The sequence below is a fragment of the Photobacterium sp. J15 genome (assembly GCF_963870815.1).
In the GTDB taxonomy this organism is placed as follows: Bacteria; Pseudomonadota; Gammaproteobacteria; order Enterobacterales; family Vibrionaceae; genus Photobacterium; species Photobacterium marinum.
The window spans coordinates 69040-89503 of the sequence record NZ_CAWMUI010000001.1 but is presented as its reverse complement, the minus strand read 5'-3'; the positions used below and the strand labels follow the sequence as shown (position 1 = coordinate 89503).

The following is a 20464-nucleotide window of genomic DNA, read 5'->3' as shown; positions in this document are numbered from 1 at the left end:
TTTATCAGGTCACCAACGCCAGTATTGTAATAAATTCTTCACCAAAAGGTTATGTGAGAAATATCACATTACTGACAACCCGCCTCAAGACAATACTGCTTCACCGCACTGAGGACAACAAGTGAATTACCATCATCGCGCAGGAGTGGTACGATTACTCTATAAAAGCAAGCGATTTATGGACCTGATTCTATGACCGATAAACCGATCCGCATTGCCACCCGCAAAAGCCCGCTGGCAATGTGGCAAGCAGAATTTGTAAAAGACGCACTGGAGCAAGCGCACCCAGGCCTGGCCGTTGAACTGGTCCCTATGGTTACTAAAGGCGATGTTATTCTGGACACCCCGCTGGCCAAGGTCGGAGGCAAAGGCCTGTTCGTCAAAGAGCTGGAAGTTGCCATGCTTGAAGGCCGCGCCGATATCGCCGTCCACTCGATGAAAGATGTCCCGGTTGAGTTCCCTGAAGGACTGGGCCTAGTCACCATCTGTGAACGCGAAGATCCGCGTGATGCCTTTGTATCCAACACCTACAACAATATTGACGAGCTGCCAGCCGGTGCCGTTGTCGGTACATCCAGCCTGCGCCGTCAGTGCCAGCTGCGTGCCCAGCGCCCGGATCTTGTCGTTAAAGACCTGCGCGGCAATGTAAACACCCGCCTGCGCAAACTGGACGATGGTGAATATGATGCCATTATCCTGGCCTGTGCCGGCCTTAAGCGCCTGAAGATGGACGATCGCATCCGTTGTGCTATCGCGCCGGAAACCAGCCTGCCGGCTGTCGGCCAGGGTGCTGTCGGTATCGAATGCCGCTTGGATGATCAGCGCGTACGCGACCTGCTTGATGCCCTGAACCATCAGGAAACAGCGACTCGCGTTCTGTGTGAGCGCGCCATGAACAACCGCCTACAGGGTGGCTGCCAGGTGCCAATCGGCAGCTACGCGGAAATCAAAGACGACACCATCTGGCTACGAGCCCTGGTCGGTGAGCCGGACGGCAGCAAGATTGTTCGCGGTGAGATCAGCGGCCCGACCGCCGATGCCGAAACATTAGGTACCCAACTGGCAGACCAACTGCTTGGTGACGGTGCCAAAGTCATCCTGGACAAGCTATACGGCGACGCCTGATGACAATACTGATCACCCGCCCGGCGCCGGAGTGCCATCAACTCACCCAGCAGCTGAATGCCGCGGGGATCAGTGCCATTGCCCAGCCCCTGCTGGAAATCCAGCCGGGGCAGCAACTCCCCTCCCTGATTCCACAGCTAAATTCCCTGCAACCTGACGATTTTCTGATTGCAGTCAGTGTTCATGCAGTGAACTTGGCTCACAATTACTTGATGTCACACGATGCCAGCTGGCCAAAAAACGTGCATTATATGGCGGTTGGACATAAAACCGCGGCAGCATTAGAAAAATGTACCGGTTGTGACGTCTTGTCTCCTGTCTCAAGCTGTGACAGCGAAGGATTACTGGCGTTACCTGCCCTGGCACAACTTCAGGGCCGCCGGATTGTGATCCTGCGCGGTAACGGAGGACGGGAACTGATTTATCAGACCTTGCAACAGCGCGGGGCTGATGTCAGCTACTGCGAAACCTATCAGCGCAGCTGGATTGCACTGGACGGTAAGCAGCTTAGCCAGGTCTGGCAGGCCCGGCATGTTTCATCTCTGGTGGTGACCAGCGGCGAACAGCTGGCACACCTGAGCAGTTTAGTTCCAGAAAGTGACAAGGCTTGGTTTCTTCAATGCCACCTTTTCGTACCAAGCCAACGAATCGCGGACCAGGCTCTCCAGCTTGGTTTCCGTACTATTTCCACCGTGGGAAGTGCCGCCAACAGCGCCCTTTTCACTACCCTAAGCAAAATAGGCACGATGGGATAATCGGATGACTGACAAAAAAACCAATAATGAAACTCCTGCAGATAACAAGCAATCGGCAGCGTCAAAAGCAACGGACAAGCCTGGTCAATCGAGTGCCAAAGCGCAAGCACCTGCCGCTGGCAGCGCACCGAAAAAACCGGCAGCTCAGCCTGCTGAAAAGAAAAGCGGCAGCAAAACCGGCGCAATCGCTATTGCCCTGGTGATTGCCCTTGGTGCCGGCCTTTACTACCACGGCCACCAGCAAACCCAAACTCAGAATGCCCAAATGGCTGCGCTGAAGCAGCAGCTGGCCGGTATGCAAAGCCAGCTTGAAGCCGCAAAGCAAGATACCCTGAACCAAGTTGAGAAAAGCCTGCAGCGTACTGACGTTTCCCTTTCCCAGCAGGAAAAATCTATCTCAGGCCTGCAACTGGCCCTGGCAGAAATGAAAGGTCGCCGTCCGAATGACTGGCTACTGGCCGAAGCCGACTACCTGGTCAAAATGGCTGGTCGCAAACTGTGGCTGGAGCACGACACCGCCAGCGCATCGATCCTGCTTGAATCTGCCGACCACCGCATCGCCGAGCTTAACGATCCGAGCCTGACACCGATCCGCGAAGCCATGCACAGCGATATTACGGCACTGAAAGCTGTCGCCCGTATCGACCGTGACGGCTTAGTACTACGCCTGACCAGCCTGCAAGAAGCTGTACCGGGCCTGCCACTGGCTAATGCCATCATGCCGGAAGCCGAGCCGGTTGAAGAAGCGACAGTGACAACTTCAGTTAATGACTGGCAAGAAAACCTGATGACGTCGCTGAAAAAATTCAGCGAGCACTTTGTGACCTACCGAACCCGAGACGGCAATGTACTACCACTGCTGTCACCGAAGCAGCACTTCTACCTGCAGGAAAATATCAAGTCGAAGCTGGAAACCGCCATCAAAGCGGTATACCGCGAGCAGGGTGAGCTGTACACCAAGTCGCTGACGATGGCCAAAGAGTGGGCTGAACAGTTCTACGATATGGAAGATCCGGCAACACAGAGCTTTCTCCAAACCCTGGACAAACTTTCTAAAGAAAGCATCCAGACAAGCTACCCTGCGAAGCTGAAGTCCCAGCCACTTATCACCGATGCCATCAGCGAGCGTATCCGTCAACAAGTGAAACCACTTAGCACAGAGGAGAATCCGGCATGATCAAACTTCTACTGCTGGTCGCTGCGCTGATCGCCGGTATCGTTGTCGGTCCGATGCTGGCAGGCAATCAAGGTTATGTCCTGATCTCTGCCGCTAACCACACCATGGAAATGAGCCTGACCACACTGATCCTGTTGGTGATTGTGCTGTTGGGTGCCCTCTTCCTGCTGGAAAACATCATCAAGCGCCTGCTGTCGATGAGCAGCCGTACCCGCGGCTGGTTCTCTGGCCGCAAAACCCGCAAAGCCCGCCAGCAAACCTCAACCGGTCTGGTAAAAGTGCTGGAAGGTGACTGGAAACAGGCTGAGAAGCTGGTTGTCAGAGCTGCCAGACACAGTGATGCGCCACTACTGAACTACCTGGCTGCCGCAGAAGCAGCCCAAGGCCAGGGTGATACCACCCAGCGTGATGAATACCTGAAACTGGCTGCCGATATTGATGACCAAAGCCTGGCTGTTGCCCTGACCCGTGCCAAACTGCAATACCAGCAGCAACAATATGAGCAGGCGATGGCAACCCTACAGGGCATCAAACAAGACCACAGCCGCAACCCAATCATGCTGGCACTTCTGAAAGACTGCTACCTGAGACTGGAAGACTGGAAACCGCTACTGGCAATGCTGCCTCAGCTTGAGAAACTGGGCGTGATCAGTGCAGAAGAAAGCGCAGAGCTGTATATCAAAGCCGAGTGCGGCCTGATGGCACATATCACTCAGCAAAACGGCAGTGATGGCCTGATGGGCCATTGGAACAGCCTGAGCCGCAAAGCGAAGCAACAGCCGGCCCTGATTGCCTGTTTCGTTAAGCAAATGAGCAGCCGCAATGCTGACAGCGAAGCCTATACCGTCCTACGTGATGCTCTGAAGAAGAACAACGATGAGACGCTGATTGAACTGGTACCGACCCTGAACCTACCAGACAATCATCCAGCAATCGTCCGCCTGCAGGATCTGCTGCGTTATGACAGCAACAACCCAAGTACTCACAGTGCCCTTGGCCAGTTGTTCATGCGAGAAGAGAAGTGGGAAGAAGCCAAACAACACTTCGAAAAAGCCATTGAGATCCGCCCAAGCATGAGCGATTACGGCTACCTGGTCGAGGTAATGGAAAAACTCAACGACAGCAAGGCCGCTGCCAACCTGTCACGCGAGGCATTATCCCTGGCACTTCCAGCTAAAAGCTAACATAAAAGCAAAATAAACCACTAACAGAAAAGCACCCTTTACGGGTGCTTTTTTATTATTAAAATCATCAACTTAAGTTGCCAAATATATTACTTTGTATCCAAGTGTTAATAGGAGTTTCATCTTGTATCTATACCATTGATAGCATATTGGAGAAGGTATTCAATACCGTCTCGAATCGCTGATTAAATGGATAACACACAATGGATATGCTTCCCTGGCTAATCGTATCTGGCATCGTGGTTTCCGTGATCACCTGCGTTATGACCGCAGTCCTGATCAAAGAATCATAAGCCATAAAAAAGCCTCCGTGACGGAGGCTTTTTTGGTGATTCAAACTGTCTAGAGCCGCAAGGCATCCTTCGCTTTCTGCAAAGCCTTGTCATATCGCTGCACAGCCTTGGCGGCTTTCTTCAACTTTTTATGCTTCTTCTTCGCCAGTTTCTTAAGCTGCTTGGCCTGCTTTTTAGTCACAGTCGGACGAGCGACAATCTCTTCATGCTCAATTAAGTCAATTGCAGCCAGATGTGCCTGAGCCGCGGGGGTCAGCGCCGGATGATCTCCAACATTATGTAACTTATCATCCTCGGCAACAGCGGATTCCGCCTTAACGGCTTTCCTCACCTTCAGGGCACTGGGTTTGCACAGATACGCTTTATCACTAGCCACTCGGGCACAACTGCTGCATACAAACTGCGGCTCACTGACAATCTTACTGATCACAGCAAACTTATCGGCAATCTCGACACGACGATACTTACAAAGAGACTTGGCCATTTCCCACTACTCCTTCAGCAACCGCTTTTTCTAATTATTGTTTCTATCCTTATCGCCAGCCTGCTATTTCTTATTTGCTCGACTCTTTCATTGCGGCAATCACATAAACATCAAAACGATTCTTCTTGGTTTCTATCGCCATCGACGGTTTTTGTTGATCAAGATACTCGGCATAATCCGGACGCTTAACCACCACGCGCTTGGTCGCCAACGCCAGAGCAGGCACAAGCAGGCTATCAGCATCATTATCGGCACCGACCAGGCTCTGGAACACCCGCATCTCTTTTTTTACCAGCGCCGATTTCTTCTTATGTGGATACATAGGATCCAGATACACCACATCCGGCGCCTCAAAATCCGCGTCAGCTGCCAGTTTATCCAGCGCATCATGGCTTGATGCATGAAGCAGGCTCATACGCTCAGTCACCCAGCCGCCGATTTCCGGATCCTGTTGCGCCCGGTGCAAACCATCATCCAGCAACGCCGCCACAACAGGGTGACGTTCCACCATCTGGACCTTACAGCCCAATGAAGCCAGCACAAAAGCATCACGCCCAAGCCCAGCGGTTGCATCAACTACGGTTGGCGTCACTCCACCTTTCAGGCCGACCGCTTTAGCAATCGCCTGACCGCGACCACCGCCGAACTTACGACGGTGAGCCACTGCACCACCGGCCAGATCGACGTAAACCGCACCAAGTTTAGGCTCATCCAGCTTGCGCAATTCCAGCCGTTCAGCCGTCAGCACCAGGGCAAACGCACTCTCGTCATCATGGCTGAGCCCCCAACGCAGGGCCAGTTCATCCAGCTCATGCTGGCGTTCAGGAATTTCACAAATCAGGGCTAGTTGCACAGAGTTCTCCGGTTCAGAAACAACAGATACCGCATCATCACCACAAAGGTCAGCGGCAGACAGGGGCGGAATTATAGCACTGCCTCTGGCTCGTAATGCAACTCAGCAACCAGCTCTGCCAGCGGCTTCGGACGACCAAACAGATAACCCTGAGCATAGTCGACACCAAGCACATTGAGTCGCTGCAAAATCGCATCATTTTCGACAAACTCAGCCACGGTCTTTTTGCCCATCTTCTTGGCCAGCTCATTGATCGCTTTAACCATGGCAAAGTCCATTTCATCTTTGGCGATATCACGGACGAAAATCCCGTCAATCTTGATGAAATCAACCGGCATTCGTTTCAGATAGCCAAACGAGGACAACCCGGTACCAAAATCATCCAACGACAGCAGACAGCCCAGCTCCTTGAGCTGAGTGAACAGCATGATGGCCTCACTCAGGTTGCCAATCGCCGCGGTTTCAGTAATTTCCAGACATAACTTATGGGTCGGCAACCCGGAGTTGCGAATTTTATCAATCAGGAAGTAGACAAAATCACGATTCCCCATTGACTGCCCCGACAGGTTGATAGCACAAAGCCCCAGCTTCTCTACTGCCTGCGGATGAGCCACCAGCCAGTCAATCACTTCATTGATAACATAGCGGTCGATCAGGTGTGCGAGGTTATAACGCTCTGCTGCCGGCATAAACAGCCCCGGCGAGACAATCGAGCCGTCCCGATCGCGAATGCGCACCAGAATCTCATAATGTTGCTTATTACTGACCACAGACAATGGAGTAACCTGTTGGGCGAATAATTCCAGACGGCGGTCGGCCAGCGCTTCGCGGATCAGGTTCACACACTCCATTTCCAGCTCGCGGCGCTTCAGCTCTTCATCATCAGGATGATACAGATGCAGGCGATTCCGTCCTTCATCCTTCGCGGCATAACAGGCGGTATCGACCTGAGCATGTACCTGCTGCGGCGAGCCGGCAGTATGATCAATCAAGCGAATACCTATCGATCCGCTGAAATTAAACCGGGTGTTCTGCCAGTAAAATTCCGCCTCTTCCAGCACCAGAAGAACCTCGGTACCAAATTTTACCGCTTCAGCCTGACTGCAGTTATGCAGGATAATGGCAAATTCATCACCGCCAAGGCGCGCCAGCGTTGCCTGGCTCGGCGTAATCCCCCGCAGCAGCAACGCCACCTGTTTTAGCGCCTCATCACCGGCTTCATGACCGGCGGTATCGTTAATCACCTTGAACTGGTCAAGGTCGATATACAGCATCGCATGACGGGCATCCTGCTCCCGGGCTTCCTGCAGGGCGGTCTCCAGCTGCTTTTCAAAATGGTTGCGGTTATATAAATCAGTCAGGAAATCATGGTTGGCCTGATAAGCCAGCTTGGCTTCCAGTTCATAGGTTGCCGTGACATCCTCGCCCACCAGCAGCAGCTGTTGTTTAAGTTGGGCAGAACGGATGGTTTCGCGGATCCATACCGTTTTGCCATCGGCACAGCGGTAACGCACCTTGCGGCGCCAGACCTGCTGCTCATCAGGTTCACGGACTCCAGAAATATACTGCTGCGGCACCGGCACATCATCGTAATAGAATTCCGTCACCTTATGGCCCAGCAGCTCGCGCTTGTCGTAACCGAGCAGATCAGCTGCAAACTGGTTAACCGATTGAATTCGGGCCTTGTTATCCAGTGCCAGCAGGATCACCGGCTGCTGTTCATATAATACCCGGTAGCTGACTTCCCGTTCACGCAGCTTCTCTTCCATCTGGTGGCGGGAAGTAACATCACGGGCCTCAAACAACAGCTGTTCCTTTTCACCTTCCGTGCTTGGCATCCGCTTCATGGCGATATCCAATACCCGCCAGCCGTCATCAATGCTTTGCACTTCAACTTCAAAGCGTACCCGCTGCTGCTGCCAGGCCGATTCAAATGCCTGGCTCAGCGATAATGTCGCCCCCTGATTCCAACACAGCCAGCGCCATAGCGGCCGGTCATATTTGATCACCGAGCGACCAACCAGGTTTTGCAACGCGAGGTTGCCCGAAATCAGCACCCCGTTGTCGTCAAGCAAACCGATATACTGGAAGCTCTGATCAAATACCCCTTCAAACAGTGCCCGACTGCGCTGCAGTCTCTGCTCGCCTTTGTGCAGACGACGAATGATAAAGCCCAGCAAAACAATAATCGCGCTCATTACCACCACGGCCATGCTAAGAGCCCATAACTCTTTCTGGTAGCGATCGAGCCAGCTCTGCGGCTTATTGATATACACAATATCATCACCGTCGACGGCCAGATCCCAGCGACGCAGTGCCTGATAGTTGAACGTTTCCTGCCCCGGGGTATGAACGAATACCGGCAGCTCACGGATGCCACCATTGATGATCGCCGCCAACAATTGACCAGCCAGCCGACCAGTCTCGACCCCGTCGGTGATCACCCCGCCAAGCACGCCGTGTTTGAGCATGAACTGGTATGACACATAAATCGGTGCGGTGGCATGTTCACTGAGCGACTCAAGAAAAGCGTCACAGGCCATGTACTTACCGCTGCCGTCCTGGAAGTAGCTCAGAAACATGATGGCTGAGTCGTCGGGCAGATCGGCGACCTGCTCAAAAACTTCATCAAAACTTTGATCGGAGAAACGATGGAACACGATACCGGAAGGGTTCATCGCCATATAACGCTCCACCCCCTGCCACAACGCCTCGCCGGTGTAGGTTTTATCCGCAATGATATAAAGGTGTTTCATATCCGGCTGAAGCTCCATTGCCAGCTGAATATTATCCGCAGCATCAATCGTATCGAGTACCCCGGCGATCTGGTGCAGGCGGTTATACTTTTCCGGCAGGTATTTGTTAACCCCAGCCACAACCACCGGCGTATCGCCGATTTCATCGGCCAACTGATTCACCAGCCAGAGCGCGTTATCGTCGGTCGCGACTATCGCCCGGTACTTTTCATTCGCCAGCTTGGTACGGTAAATATCGAGGAGTTTGTTGAGGTAATTTTCTGACTGGTAGCGCTTACTGTCCATGTAGCTGACATGGAGCGGAATGTTCTGATCCTCAGTTGCCGACTCCAGTCCCACCTGCAAGGCATCCGTCCAGCCCATACCACGGTGGTAAGAGTGGATCACCAGGGTATCTTTAACCTGAGCAAAAACAGGGGCCGCTAGCAGCGCAAGAAGTAAAGCAAGAAACCGCATAAAATGAAAAAGATCCTGTCGTTGAAATCCCCTGCTACTCCGGCCATACAACCGACACCAGCCTTCCTTGCAGTGTTCGCGGGTCATTATTTTTAGGTACTTGAGCGCGCTCAGTATAAGATATGAGCAGTGATCTATAAACAAGGGAATCAATAAAACCATGACCCAGCCACCACGGATTGATGATCTAGACCGCGATATCCTCAATGCCCTGATGAACGATGCCCGAATCCCTTATGCCGAAATGGCCAAGCGCTTCAATGTCAGCCCGGCAACCGTGCATGTCAGGGTAGAAAAGATGCGCGCCGCCGAAATCATTACCGGCACCGAAGTGGTCGTGAACCCGAAGCTGCTCGGCTATGACGTTTGCTGTTTTATCGGTATTAACCTAAATGCAGCACGTGACTACCACTCCGCCCTGGAGAAGCTGAACAGCCTCGACGAAGTTGTGGAAGCCTACTACACCACCGGCGCCTACAACATTTTCGTTAAGCTGATGTGTAAGTCGATCGAAGAGCTTCAACATGTACTGATCGACAAACTGCAGGCTATCGACGAAGTTCAGTCGACTGAGACCCTGATCTCGCTGCAAAACCCGATCAACCGCAATGTGAAGCCATAAAACAGCACGAGAATCCGGAAAATCAAAAGCCAAAAATAAAGGGTTGGAGCCAAGGCACCAACCCTTCTTTCACCGGCTATTAAACCGATGCAGTTTAGCTAGATTACTCAGCGCTGCTGTCCAGCTCAGCTTTACGCTGTGCGGCATCTTCTGCCAACCACTCAGCCACAGTCTTGGCAAAGTAAGTCAGGATACCGTCAGCACCGGCACGCTTGAAGCAAAGCAGGGATTCCATGATGGTTTCGCGCTCTTTCAGCCAACCATTCTGGATTGCCGCCATGTGCATCGCATACTCGCCGGATACCTGGTAAGCAAAAGTCGGCACCTGCAGTTCGCTCTTCACGCGGCGAACCACATCCAGGTAAGGCATACCCGGCTTCACCATTACCATGTCCGCACCTTCATTAACATCCATCGCCACTTCGTGCAGCGCTTCGTCACTGTTGGCAGGATCCATCTGGTATGTCTTCTTATCACCGCCTTTCAGGTTACCCGCTGAACCGACTGCATCACGGAACGGGCCGTAGTAGTTCGACGCATACTTGGCAGAGTAAGCCATGATCTGGGTGTGGATGTAACCGGCTTCTTCCAGAGCTTCACGGATAGCACCAATACGGCCGTCCATCATGTCTGACGGAGCAACAACATCTGCACCCGCTTCGGCATGAGACAGTGCCTGCTTAACCAGCACTTCTGTAGTGATGTCATTCATCACATAGCCGTCTTCGTCAATGATGCCGTCCTGACCGTGGATAGTGAACGGGTCCAGAGCTACATCAGTGATCACACCCATTTGCGGCACATGCTCTTTCAGCAGGCGAACCGCACGCTGAACCAGACCTTCAGGGTTGTAGGCTTCGGCGGCACAGGTGCTCTTGAAATCCTGGGAAATCACCGGGAACAGCGCGATGGCAGGAACACCCAGCTTCGCCAGATACTCAGCTTCCTTCAGCATGAGATCAAGGGACAGGCGTTCAATACCCGGCATTGAGTCAACCGTTTCGCGGCGATTCTTACCCATAAGGATGAACATAGGGTAGATCAGATCATTCACAGAAATCTGGTTTTCCGCCATTAGTCGGCGGCTAAAATCATGCTTACGCATGCGACGCATACGGCGTGCCGGAAACGCGCCCTGGATGGATACAGACACTGCATACTCCTTGTTGGGTTGATTCGCTTTTTGCATATGATACCACTCCGACCGGACTTAGGCTGCCCGGATTGCAAAAAACGCCTGAGTTGTTGCATATGAAGCGGCCATCAGCTCCGCCGGATCCTGATTACGGCACTCGGCAATCACAGTTGCGATATGCGGCAGAAATTTTGGTTCATTGCGGCTCGACTTAGGTTTAGGACGGTAATCCCGCGGCAGCAGGTAAGGGCAGTCGGTCTCAATCATCAACCGGTTATCCGGAATATAACGCACAATATCGCGCAGTTCAGTGCCCCGGCGCTCATCACAAACCCAGCCGGTAATGCCGATATGCAAATCCAGCGCCAGGCAGTCACGCAGCTCGGCTTCAGTACCGGTAAAGCAATGCAGCACAGCGGCCGGCAGTTTGTCACGCCACGGCTTTAAAATCGCCATAAACCGTTCATGGGCATCACGGCAGTGCATGAACACCGGCATGTTCAGCTCAGCCGCCAATGCCAACTGGGCTTCAAATACCGCTTCCTGCTGCGGACGGGGAGAAAAATCACGATTAAAATCCAGCCCGCACTCACCAATCGCCACCACTTCAGGCTCAGCCGCCAGGCGGCGAATCTCAGGCAGGGATAAATCCTCGACTGTCTTGGCATCATGCGGGTGAACCCCGGCAGTGCTGTAACAATAGTCCGGCCAATTGCGAGCCATTTCCTGCGCCTGAATACTTTCTTCAATACAGGTACCGGTCAGGATCAGCCCTTCAACACCGGCTTCCTTCGCGCGGGCAATGACCTCATCACGATCCTTGTCAAAACGACTGTTGGTTAAGTTCACCCCGATATCAATCATCTTGTTATCCGTCTCTTTATACTCTCAATTCATAAAAAAACCGGCCAAAGGGGCCGGTTTTTCTGTAACTTACTTGGCTTAGTGCTCGTCATGACCTGCCGTTTCAGTTTCATCCTCTTCTTCCTCGCGAATGTAGAAGCGAGAGAAGAACAGGCCAACCTCAAACAGCAAGCACATAGGTATTGCCAGCAATGTCTGTGAAATAATGTCCGGTGGCGTCAGCAGCATACCGACAACAAATGCAGCCACAATGATGTATGGCCGCTTCGTTCTCAGGCTCTGCGGATCAGTCGCCCCTGTCCAACACAGCAGAATAATGGCAACCGGAATTTCAAACGCAATACCGAACGCCATGAACAGTGCCAGAACGAAATCCAGGTAACTGGCAATATCAGTGGCTACCTGCACCCCTTCCGGGGCAATACTGGTAAAGAAGCCAAATACCAGCGGGAAAACCACAAAATACGCAAATGCCACACCAGCGTAGAACAGCAGCGAGCTGGAAAACAGCAACGGCATGATCAGCTTACGCTCATGCTTGTACAAGCCCGGAGCAATAAACCCCCAAACCTGATACAAAATCATTGGCACAGCAATAAACACTGAGGTAACCAAAGTGAGTTTTATTGGTGTGAAGAAAGGCGATGCCACATCCGTTGCAATCATCGTCGCCCCTTCAGGGAGACGCTCGACCAGCGGGGCCGATAAGAATGCATAGATGTCGTTGGCAAACCATACCAAACCAAGAAAAACCACTATTACACTCAAAATTGAACGCAGCAGCCGGTTACGCAGCTCTACCAGATGGCTGAATAACGGTTGCGTGTCTTCGACTGTCGACATAGTGATGTAATTTAATCCTGCTTTTGAGAAGTCGTTGCTGAGGTTTGCTCGTTATTACCGGCATAAGGACGCTGGACGTCCGCGGCGGCTTTTTTCAGCTCATCGACAGAGTTCTGCAGATCAGGGGATAAATCCTGCATGCCCATTTGCTCGGCCTTTTTCAGATTTTCCTGCAATTCCTGAATCTTCAGCTCCTGCGAAATTTCATCTTTGACCGAATTAGCCATATTACGAGCAGCGCCAACCCAGCGCGATACCGAACGGATCGCGACTGGAAGGCGTTCCGGCCCCAGTACAACCAATCCCACCACAGAGATCAGTATTAACTCCCAGAACCCGATATCAAACACGCGTTAAACCTGCTCTTTGTCTTTCTGGCTCTTCTGAGCCTGCTCGTCTTGCTGGTTGTCAGCCAGTTTCTTCTGATCGAAATCCGCATCAGCGTCTTTCTTGGCTGCCGGCTCTTCGTCACTGATAGCTTTCTTGAAGCCCTTCACAGCTGAACCCAGGTCACCGCCCAGTGTGCGCAGTTTCTTGGTTCCGAAAAGAAGGACAATGATCAGTGCAATGATTAGCAATTGCCAAATACTAATACCACCCATGCTTGTTTTACCTCAGCTCATTGTGGTTGATAACAAAAACGATATGTGTTGGCAGCATACTTTACCTGCTATTTTCGGCAAGCACGCCACCCTAGTAACCAAAACGTGACCCCTGTTGCGGCGGAAACCGCCGGATAAGTTTCAATATGATTACTAAAAAGTATGGCAGAACATACAACCAGAGTTGCACCAATGCCAAAATAGAACCTCGCGTAGTTCTGATAACGCCGACTTTCCATGAAATTTTCGAAAAGAGTGTCGACGCGCTGATTCAGGGCATTACTCTGACGCAAACTGTCATAGAGCAGCTCAGGCAGTTCAGGCAATTTTTCTGCCCAGAACGGCGCCCGGCTTTTTACACCATCAATCACCGCCTGCGGACCTACCTGGCGCGACATCCAGTCTTCCAGGAACGGCTTGGCGGTATCCCACAGATCAAGCTGCGGATACAACTGGCGACCCAGTCCTTCCACGTACAGCAGGGTTTTCTGCAACAATACCAGTTGCGGCTGCACTTCCATATGGAAGCGACGCGCAGTATTGAACAGGTTCAGCAGCACATGTCCGAACGAGATCTCTGCCAGCGGCTTTTCGAAAATCGGCTCGCACACCGTACGGATCGCGAACTCAAACTCATCGACATTGGTATCTTGCGGTACCCAGCCGGAATCTACGTGTAGCTCAGCGACTTTTCGGTAGTCGCGATTGAAGAATGCCAGCAGGTTTTCCGCCAGATAACGCTTATCTTCGCGGTTCAGTGTGCCGACAATACCACAATCCAACGCAATCCACTGCGGATTGTGCGGATTTTCACGGGCAACAAAAATATTCCCAGGGTGCATGTCGGCATGAAAGAAGCTATCACGGAATACCTGCGTAAAGAAGATGGTGACGGCATTTTCTGACAACAACTTCATGTCAGTGCCGTTGGCCACCAACGCTTCGACATCAGAAACCTGAATGCCGTAGATGCGCTCCATCACCAGCAGCCGCTCGCTGCTGAGGTCGGTATAAACCTCCGGCACATATAGCATTTCGCTATCTTCAAAGTTACGACGCAGCTGAATGCCGTTCGCCGCTTCGCGCATCAGGTTCAGCTCATCCAGCAGGGTTTTCTCATATTCCTGCACCACTTCAACCGGGCGTAAGCGACGGGCTTCCGGCATAAACCGCGACAAGATGCGGGCCATGCGGTACATCAACTTAATATCGGCCTGGATCACCGGCAGGATATCCGGGCGGATAACTTTCAGCACTACCTCACGACCATTTTCTTTCAGCGTAGCGGTGTGTACCTGGGCAATCGACGCTGATGCCAGCGGCGTTTCATCAAAATCATCAAACCACTTTTCCAGCGGCCCGCCCAGTGATGCTTCCATATGCTGCTTGGCCAGCTTGCCGTCAAACGAGGCCACCTGGTCCTGCAACAATGCCAGCTGATCGGCAATATGCGGCGGGAACAAATCCCGGCGGGTCGACATCATCTGGCCGAACTTGATCCACACCGGACCCAGTTCCTGCAATGCCAGACGCAGGCGCTCACCCAACGGCTTTTGCGGATGTTCGTTCTTGATCCAAAACAGCGACTTACGTGCCGTCTTCGGCAACTCGGCCCGCGGATCATCGGGTATCAGCTCATCCAGCCCGTAACGGAGCTGAACTTTGGTGATTTGGTATAAGCGTTTGAATTCCGAATGTCTCATCATGCTCAGCTTTGCCCTAGCAGTGTGTTAAGGCGAGCTTCAAAACGAGCCACATCAGATTTCAAGTCGTCAACCTGATCGGCAAAATGGGCAATTTCCAGCGCCTGAGGCGCCAGCTTCCACTCTTCAGTGACCACTTCCGCCAGATCCCGCTGACGATTTTCGACGCCCTTGCGGATTTGCTCAGCGCCATTTTTCAGGCCGCTGACCAACGTATGCGCCACGATATCACCGGTATATTGCGACAGTTTCTCTTCAACATCCGGCTTCAAACCGCTCAGCAGCGCAGAAAACTGCTGCGCCAGCTGAATATCGCCATCCAGGGCCAGTTTGTCCGCCTTGATCAATTGAGTCAGATTGGCCTGCTGGCGCAACTCAGGTAATACGGTCAGGTTCAGAGCCAGCCGACAATCAACGTCGCCTTCATAAGCCCCCAGCACGTCAATCTGCTGGCTGAAAACGAAGGTCAGCGTTTTGCCGAACTCATTGATGGTGACGCTGATCACCTTGCCGCGCAAACGCCCCAGCCGACGCTGACTCTCAGTGTCGTCCTTCAGTAGTGTGTTTAGCGAGGTTTCGACCGCGCCGGTCACAAAAGCATCGAATGGCATAATGTCCTCAGAACTTGTAGCCTCGGTGCAGAGCAACGATGCCACCAGTCAGGTTGTAGTATTGGGTCTGCTCGAAGCCGGCATCCTTCATCATCCCTTCCAGCGTGTCCTGATCTGGGTGCATACGGATGGATTCAGCCAGATAGCGGTAGCTGTCGGCATCATTGGCGATCAGCTCACCCATCTTCGGCAGCAGGTGGAACGAATAGGCGTCATAGACTTTTGACAGCGGCTCCAGAACCGGCTTGGAGAACTCCAGCACCAGCAGGCGGCCGCCCGGCTTCAGCACTCGGAACATCGAACGCAGCGCTTTGTCTTTATCGGTCACATTACGCAGACAGAAACTAATGGTAATACAGTCGAAGTAATCGTCCGGGAAAGGCAGCTCTTCAGCGTTAGCCTGTACGTAAGAAACGTTACCGACCACACCGATATCACGCAGCTTGCTACGGCCGACTTTCAGCATTGAGTTATTGATATCTGCCAGCACCACATGACCGTCATCACCGACGATACGTGAGAATTTGGCTGTCAGATCGCCGGTACCACCACCCAGGTCCAACACACGATGACCTCGGCGTACACCACTGCAATCAATGGTAAAGCGCTTCCATACACGATGGATGCCAAACGACATCAGATCATTCATGATGTCATACTTCGTCGCCACGGAGTGGAACACTTCCGCAACCATATCCGCCTTTTCGTCTTTAGCTACTGTCCGGTAGCCAAAATGGGTCATATCTTGTGTGGTGTCCGTCATGTTCTATCTATCATCCTATATCTCTATAATTACTGGCTTAGTGTACTTGATGGCCGGGCTTTGCTCAAAGCACTACGGCAAATCATTTGCCGCAGAAATGGCAGCCGGTGACGATGCCGACACTTTCGCTGCCGGGCCCTCCAATTCAATCTGTGAACGCTCAGCCAGAGCTGGGCTGATATCCCGTTTCACCTCAACACCGAGCTGCTTGAAACTTTCGGCCTGACGGATCACATTGCCACGTCCGGTAACCAGCTTGTTCATCGCTCCCTGGTAGCTCTGGTTGGCCTTATCAAGCGAAGCACCGACAGCTTCCATATCAGTAACAAACAGGCGCAACTTGTCATACAGCTTGCCGGCACGCTCAGCGATTTGCTTGGCATTCTGGTTCTGCCGCTCATTGCGCCACAGATTATTAATCGTGCGCAGCGCCACCAGTAGAGTCGTCGGGCTGACCAGCATGATATTCTGATCCATGGCATCGCGGATAAGGCTGGGGTCGGCTTCTACCGCAGCCTGGAAAGCAGGCTCAACCGGGATAAACATCAACACATAATCAAGGCTGCGGATGCCGTGCAGCTGATGGTAATCCTTGCGGCTTAATCCACGGATATGACTGCGCACTGAAGCCACATGCTCGCTCAGAGCCAACTCCTGCTCAGCAACGGTATCGGCATTGAAGAAGCGCTCATAAGCCACCAGCGACATCTTGGCATCGACTACCACATCTTTATCCTGTGGCAGGTGCACCACAACATCCGGCTGATAACGCTTGCCGTCCTCATTTTCCAGGCTGATTTGGGTCTGATACTCATGGCCTTCCCGCAAACCGGATTCACTCAGTACCCGGGACAACACCACCTCGCCCCAGTTACCCTGCGCTTTGTTATCGCCTTTCAGAGCCTGGGTCAGGTTCACCGCCTCACGGGCCATCTGCTCATTGAGTTGCTTCAAGCTATTGATTTCATGCACCAGAGTGTGGCGCTCGCGGGCTTCCTGGCTGAAATTATCCGTTACCTGCTTTTTGAAGCCTTCCAGTTGCTCTTTCAGCGGAGTCAGCAAGGTTTCAAGGCTCAGCTTATTCTGCTCATCGACAGTACGGGTCTTTTGCTCGAACAGGCGGTTAGCCAGGCTTTCAAACTGCACCCGCAACCTTTCTTCGGCAGTTTCCAACAGGGTGATTTTCTCATCTGCCGCCTTCTGCTCTTCGAAATGACGAGCCTCCTGCTCACGCAGATCGGCTTCCAGCCCGGCATTAGCCGAACGGGCATTTTCCAGCTGCTCGGTCAGGTACTGCTTTTCATTCTTCAGCGCTTCAAAATGGCGCATTTTCTCCAGTGCCGCCGCCAGCCGGGCATGCATCTGGCGCAATTCCATCGTCAGGCGGTCGCGTTCGACATCCAGCTCATCTATCTCCTGGGTGCGCTCTGCCAGCTGGCCGCGGATCTGCTCTTCACGGCTCTGCGCCAGCCGGAGTTCGGCTTCAGCCTGCTGGGTAAGTAACTGTTCTTTCTGCTGCCAGCGACCTTTCATCCACAGTGCGGTAATCACACTGGCAATCGTTGCACCGGACAAAGCCGCAACCGCAGCCAAAGCAGGGCCGGTGAGCCATTCGGTAATCATGATCTGTCACCCCAAAATTATCTGTCTTCTCGCGGGATCATTCCTGGTTAATATGAGCTAAAGGCTAAGTGGATACTGGATAAATGTCCACCTATTATCATCTGAGACAACTCAGCCTGTCACTGCATCGCTGTTCGTACCAAGCTATTCATAACTATATAAAGCGACCGGATTGCGCTTGTGGTCACAGCTTGACGACACAAGATCTGGTCGGGTATCCCACATTGGCATAGACTGAGCGCCTTTGGTATGACGAATAACCCGTGCTGCGGACAGCCTCTTTAGAATGGAAAACTGATGAACGAACGTTATGCGCTAGGATATGGATTGGCCGCCGTGCTGCTGTGGTCAACTGTCGCCACCGCCTTCAAAATCACCCTTGAGTATTTCACCCCGATCCAGATGATGGTGGCAGCCAGCCTGGTCTCTGCGCTAGCCCTGACCGCCATCGCCTTTTACCAGGGCAAGCTGCATCTGCTCGGCCGCACCCTGATGGCCCGGCCGCTTTATTATTTGCTGCTTGGCCTAATTAATCCTTTTGCCTATTACATGGTGCTGTTCAAAGCTTATGATCTGCTGCCGGCCTCGCAGGCCCAACCGCTCAACTACAGCTGGGCAATCACCCTGACCCTGATGGCTGCGCTGTTCCTCGGCCAGAAAATCCGTAAGCAGGACTGGATCGCCTGTATCCTGGGTTACCTGGGTGTGGTCGTCATTGCCACCAAGGGCGATATTATGGCACTGCAGTTCGATAATCCGGCCGGGGTAGCCCTGGCACTGCTGTCGACCCTGTTGTGGGCGATGTACTGGATCCTCAACACCAAAAACCAGGCCGATCCGGTTCTTGGTGTTCTGCTCGGCTTTTTGATTTCCCTGCCGTTTTCATTCGGCCTCAGCCTCTACACCGGCGACTGGCAGCCAGTCCCTTGGCAGGGCTGGGCGGCGGTAAGTTATGTCGGACTGTTTGAGATGGGCGTGACCTTTGTGCTCTGGCTCAATGCCCTGAAGCTGACCAGAAACACCGCACGGATCAGCAACCTGATTTTCATCTCGCCGTTTATATCACTGATGCTGCTGGCTACCATCATAGGGGAAGAGATCCATGTCTCGACACTTGCCGGGCTGGTTCTGATTGTCTGCGGTCTGCTGGTACAGCAATGGAAAGGAAAGAAAACAGAAACGGCAAGTTCATCCTGTACTGAATAAAAGACTTTCTGTATCCCATAAAAAGAAAAAAGCCTGCCACATCAGTGGCAGGCGAATCGGATAAGGGTTGTCGAGACCCAGCGCCCTAAAGGGAAGACGTCTTGTTATAAATTCAAAAACTTATCCGCCACAAACTTAGCTGCTAGCAGGTGCCGCATGCCAGCGGTGACCTAGTTTCGACCACAGGATCAACAGACCCGGGATCAGCAGCCACATCTGTAGCGTCAGCAATACTGGCGGTATCAAATCCAGTCGCTGGGTAATACTAACCATCACTCCGGCACCGCTCATCTGGAACAGTCCCAGCAAAGCAGCCGCCGTTCCGGCTCGGTCACCAAACGGTGCCAGCGCCTTGCCAGCTGCAGCGCCCAGCACGAAAGAGAAACCGAAGGAAGCCATAAAAATTGGCACCATAAATGCCCATGCTTCGCGGATATCGCTCAATAACAGCATTACAGCACCAGAGCCCACCAGCATCAGCAGGCCGATATTCAGGGTATTACGGGTACCGAAGCGATCCATGTATTTCGGTGCCACCATACAGCCCAGAATATTCAGTGCCGCATTCACGCCGAACCAGATTGTAAACTGCGACATGCTCTGGCCCATCTCTGTCATCAGCCAGACCGGAGCTGAAGTGACGTAAGCGAGGATCACTGCCATTGCCAGCATACAAAGGGTGGCATGGAACAGAAATACCGGCTCGCGCAGCACTGACAGATAGCGCTCAGCACTGATCAGGGCACCGTCGGTGTTGGTATCTGCCGGACGGGTTTCCTTAAAGAACACGGTCAGCATAATTCCGGCAACCAGCGCGAATCCGGTCATAAAGCTAAAGTTTGAACGCCAGCCGAACTCATGCGTCAGCCAGGAGCCCAGCAGCGGAGCCAGGGCAGGAATAAAACAAATCGCACCATTCAGGTAGCTGATCATCCGGCCGCTGCGCTCCGGGCCGAAGCTATCGCGAACAGCCGCAAATGCAGCAACGGAAGTCGCACAGGCACCAAAGCCTTGTGTCAGTCGGGCAACTAACAACAGGTCCAGAGACTGAGCCAGGTAAGCCATTGCACTGCTCAGGGCATAAATCATCACCCCGCCCAGCGCAATCGGACGGCGACCGAAGCGGTCAGCAAGCGGACCGGCCAGCAACTGCCCCAGACCAAGGCTGAACATAAACCAAGTAACTGTATCCTGAACCCGGGCGTGATCGACCGCAAAGGTCTCCGCCATCGCCGGCAACGCCGGTAAGTAAATATCAATAGCCAGTGGGCTAAAGAGGACAAGCGTGACCATCAAAGCGACCAGTCTTGCCCCTGTTTGTGAGGTTTCAGGCTTCATGCAACTTTCCTTCTTGTGATGGCGGGCAGTCTAAGGCTTTAGTGATATGAACAGAAATGGTTTATATTCAA

Annotated in this window: 19 protein-coding genes; 6 read left to right on the top strand and 13 right to left on the bottom strand. The window is 52.8% G+C overall.

The window, feature by feature from the left end:
- Positions 1 to 192 precede the first annotated feature (192 nt).
- Genes hemC through AACQ93_RS00415 form a run of 4 tightly spaced genes read left to right on the top strand, consistent with a single transcriptional unit; the run spans position 193 to position 4241 of the window.
- Positions 193 to 1125 carry a hydroxymethylbilane synthase gene (gene hemC, locus AACQ93_RS00430; RefSeq protein WP_007471012.1) on the top strand — a complete coding sequence of 311 codons (933 nt, stop codon included), beginning with the start codon at positions 193 to 195 and terminating at the stop codon, positions 1123 to 1125.
- Positions 1125 to 1880 (top strand): uroporphyrinogen-III synthase, encoded by a 756-nt coding sequence (locus AACQ93_RS00425; protein WP_064601538.1) that lies wholly within the window; start codon positions 1125 to 1127, stop codon positions 1878 to 1880. The genes hemC and AACQ93_RS00425 overlap by 1 nt, the downstream gene beginning before the upstream one ends.
- A gap of 4 nt (positions 1881 to 1884) precedes the next feature.
- Positions 1885 to 3057, top strand: coding sequence for a uroporphyrinogen-III C-methyltransferase (gene hemX / locus AACQ93_RS00420; RefSeq protein WP_064601537.1), 1173 nt, complete (start codon positions 1885 to 1887; stop codon positions 3055 to 3057).
- Positions 3054 to 4241 (top strand): heme biosynthesis HemY N-terminal domain-containing protein, encoded by a 1188-nt coding sequence (locus tag AACQ93_RS00415; protein WP_064601536.1) that lies wholly within the window; start codon positions 3054 to 3056, stop codon positions 4239 to 4241. The genes hemX and AACQ93_RS00415 overlap by 4 nt, the downstream gene beginning before the upstream one ends.
- Positions 4242 to 4583: 342 nt before the next feature.
- Here the strand turns inward: AACQ93_RS00415 and AACQ93_RS00410 are convergent, their stop codons facing one another.
- From AACQ93_RS00410 to AACQ93_RS00400, 3 genes are all read right to left on the bottom strand, one after another.
- The gene (locus AACQ93_RS00410; RefSeq protein WP_064601535.1) at positions 4584 to 5018 is read right to left on the bottom strand and encodes a hypothetical protein; all 435 of its coding nucleotides are present in this window, start codon (positions 5016 to 5018) and stop codon (positions 4584 to 4586) included.
- 70 nt (positions 5019 to 5088) lie between these two features.
- Complete coding sequence (locus tag AACQ93_RS00405) at positions 5089 to 5871, bottom strand: class I SAM-dependent methyltransferase (RefSeq protein WP_007470995.1); 783 nt, start codon at positions 5869 to 5871, stop codon at positions 5089 to 5091.
- 71 nt (positions 5872 to 5942) lie between these two features.
- The gene (locus AACQ93_RS00400) at positions 5943 to 9083 is read right to left on the bottom strand and encodes an EAL domain-containing protein (RefSeq protein ID WP_064601534.1); all 3141 of its coding nucleotides are present in this window, start codon (positions 9081 to 9083) and stop codon (positions 5943 to 5945) included.
- Between the two features lie 160 nt (positions 9084 to 9243).
- Here AACQ93_RS00400 and asnC point away from each other — a divergent pair, with 160 nt between their 5' ends.
- Positions 9244 to 9705: a transcriptional regulator AsnC gene (gene asnC, locus AACQ93_RS00395; protein WP_007470990.1), complete on the top strand. Its 462-nt coding sequence runs from the start codon at positions 9244 to 9246 to the stop codon at positions 9703 to 9705.
- Between the two features lie 103 nt (positions 9706 to 9808).
- Here the strand turns inward: asnC and hemB are convergent, their stop codons facing one another.
- From hemB to rmuC, 9 genes are all read right to left on the bottom strand, one after another.
- Positions 9809 to 10858, bottom strand: a complete 1050-nt coding sequence (hemB, locus tag AACQ93_RS00390; protein ID WP_007470989.1) for a porphobilinogen synthase — start codon at positions 10856 to 10858, stop codon at positions 9809 to 9811.
- Positions 10859 to 10915: 57 nt separating this feature from the next.
- The gene (gene tatD, locus AACQ93_RS00385) at positions 10916 to 11704 is read right to left on the bottom strand and encodes a 3'-5' ssDNA/RNA exonuclease TatD (RefSeq protein ID WP_064601533.1); all 789 of its coding nucleotides are present in this window, start codon (positions 11702 to 11704) and stop codon (positions 10916 to 10918) included.
- Positions 11705 to 11782: 78 nt separating this feature from the next.
- Entirely contained in the window at positions 11783 to 12547 is a 765-nt protein-coding gene (tatC, locus tag AACQ93_RS00380) for a Sec-independent protein translocase subunit TatC (protein WP_007470985.1), read from the bottom strand.
- 11 nt (positions 12548 to 12558) lie between these two features.
- A complete protein-coding gene (tatB, locus tag AACQ93_RS00375) occupies positions 12559 to 12897 on the bottom strand; it encodes a Sec-independent protein translocase protein TatB (RefSeq protein ID WP_007470983.1) in 339 nt (112 codons plus the stop codon).
- Between the two features lie 3 nt (positions 12898 to 12900).
- Complete coding sequence (tatA, locus tag AACQ93_RS00370) at positions 12901 to 13149, bottom strand: Sec-independent protein translocase subunit TatA (protein ID WP_007470981.1); 249 nt, start codon at positions 13147 to 13149, stop codon at positions 12901 to 12903.
- Between the two features lie 68 nt (positions 13150 to 13217).
- A complete protein-coding gene (gene ubiB, locus AACQ93_RS00365) occupies positions 13218 to 14852 on the bottom strand; it encodes a ubiquinone biosynthesis regulatory protein kinase UbiB (protein WP_064606422.1) in 1635 nt (544 codons plus the stop codon).
- 5 nt (positions 14853 to 14857) lie between these two features.
- Positions 14858 to 15463, bottom strand: a complete 606-nt coding sequence (locus AACQ93_RS00360; RefSeq protein WP_007470976.1) for a ubiquinone biosynthesis accessory factor UbiJ — start codon at positions 15461 to 15463, stop codon at positions 14858 to 14860.
- Between the two features lie 7 nt (positions 15464 to 15470).
- On the bottom strand, positions 15471 to 16226 hold the full coding sequence (ubiE, locus tag AACQ93_RS00355; RefSeq protein ID WP_007470974.1) for a bifunctional demethylmenaquinone methyltransferase/2-methoxy-6-polyprenyl-1,4-benzoquinol methylase UbiE: 756 nt from the start codon (positions 16224 to 16226) through the stop codon (positions 15471 to 15473).
- 72 nt (positions 16227 to 16298) lie between these two features.
- Complete coding sequence (gene rmuC, locus AACQ93_RS00350; protein WP_064601532.1) at positions 16299 to 17849, bottom strand: DNA recombination protein RmuC; 1551 nt, start codon at positions 17847 to 17849, stop codon at positions 16299 to 16301.
- Positions 17850 to 18146: 297 nt separating this feature from the next.
- Between rmuC and AACQ93_RS00345 the strand changes: the two genes are divergently transcribed.
- Complete coding sequence (locus AACQ93_RS00345) at positions 18147 to 19055, top strand: DMT family transporter (RefSeq protein WP_064601531.1); 909 nt, start codon at positions 18147 to 18149, stop codon at positions 19053 to 19055.
- Between the two features lie 135 nt (positions 19056 to 19190).
- Here the strand turns inward: AACQ93_RS00345 and AACQ93_RS00340 are convergent, their stop codons facing one another.
- The gene (locus AACQ93_RS00340) at positions 19191 to 20393 is read right to left on the bottom strand and encodes a multidrug effflux MFS transporter (RefSeq protein ID WP_064601530.1); all 1203 of its coding nucleotides are present in this window, start codon (positions 20391 to 20393) and stop codon (positions 19191 to 19193) included.
- Positions 20394 to 20464 lie beyond the last annotated feature (71 nt).